Below are 1,079 nucleotides of genomic sequence, written 5' to 3'. Positions count from 1 at the left end.
CACATTTCAATAATTGTAAAGTCTGGCTTATGCTTAGGTGTTAAATCATATAATATAGTTGAAAATGTGGAGCGGATTCTGTGTGGTGTGTTTAGCTTATGTGTTGTTAAAAAGTTTGTGTATGCTTTGTATTTTGTGTGTTTATGTAAGGCATTGTCAATAAACTTTTTATATTTATCTTTTATGCTATTGTCTTTTTTATATCTATGTATCAAATCCCTAATACTAGAATAACTTACTAGATACTTATTAGCTAGTTTTCTTTGTGTATCTCTAGCTATTAAGCCTTGTTTTTCTAACTCCAAATACTCATTCAAAGCATTATAAAGCGACCTTTGCATTCTTACCTTATCACTTAAAGCACATGAAAAAACAAAGTTATCTAGCTTTTGTTTATACATAAATTCTAGTATTTCAAGTGCTTGACTACTTAAAGGTAATTTAAACTCTTTATTGAGTTTCATTTTATAAGCAGGTATCACTAACATTTTATTTTTAAAATCTATATCCCCCCATTCTAAGTTTAAAATATTATGTATTCTCAAGGGCATATACATATTAAATTTATACATAATTGCAAATAGTCTGTAATCTAGTGTTAAATACCTTGTAGTCCTGCTTATATCGTTATGTTTATGTATATCTAAATCATTAAATAAGGCTTTATTGCTATATATAACAAAGTCTTTTAAATCTTTTTCAAGTATTGCTTTATGGTGTTTTACATCAGGTAATTTAAATATTATCTTATATTTAATCCTATCACATACGCTATATTCTATGTAATCGTAAGCTATGCAATAATCAAATACACGCCTTAGCATTCTATAAAGTTGGTAACATATAGCTAATTTACCCCTTACTTGATATCTTTGCAAAAACTCTAAAATATCATTTTTAGTAATATCTTGTATTAGCTTATTACCAAACACTTTTAAAAGTGGTTTTGATTGGTGCATATATTGCTTTTTTGTAGTTTCTCTTATGCTTTGTTTTTCTATCCATTCATTAAAAACATACTTAAAAGTAAGCTTTGCATTTTTATCTTTATCTTGCATGTATTGCAAGTAGTCTTTAAG

General features: G+C 26.8%; 1 protein-coding gene. It reads right to left on the bottom strand.

Going from position 1 to position 1,079, the window contains the following annotated elements; all coding sequences use genetic code 11:
* Positions 1-1,079: tyrosine-type recombinase/integrase (locus C6H17_RS11875; RefSeq protein ID WP_104731470.1), on the bottom strand; the 1,079-nt coding region annotated here is incomplete at both ends.

This window comes from Helicobacter rappini, assembly GCF_900198625.1.
In the GTDB taxonomy this organism is placed as follows: domain Bacteria; phylum Campylobacterota; class Campylobacteria; order Campylobacterales; family Helicobacteraceae; genus Helicobacter_A; species Helicobacter_A rappini.
The sequence above is the reverse complement of the archived record's forward strand: the minus strand, read 5'-3'. Positions and strand labels throughout refer to the sequence as shown.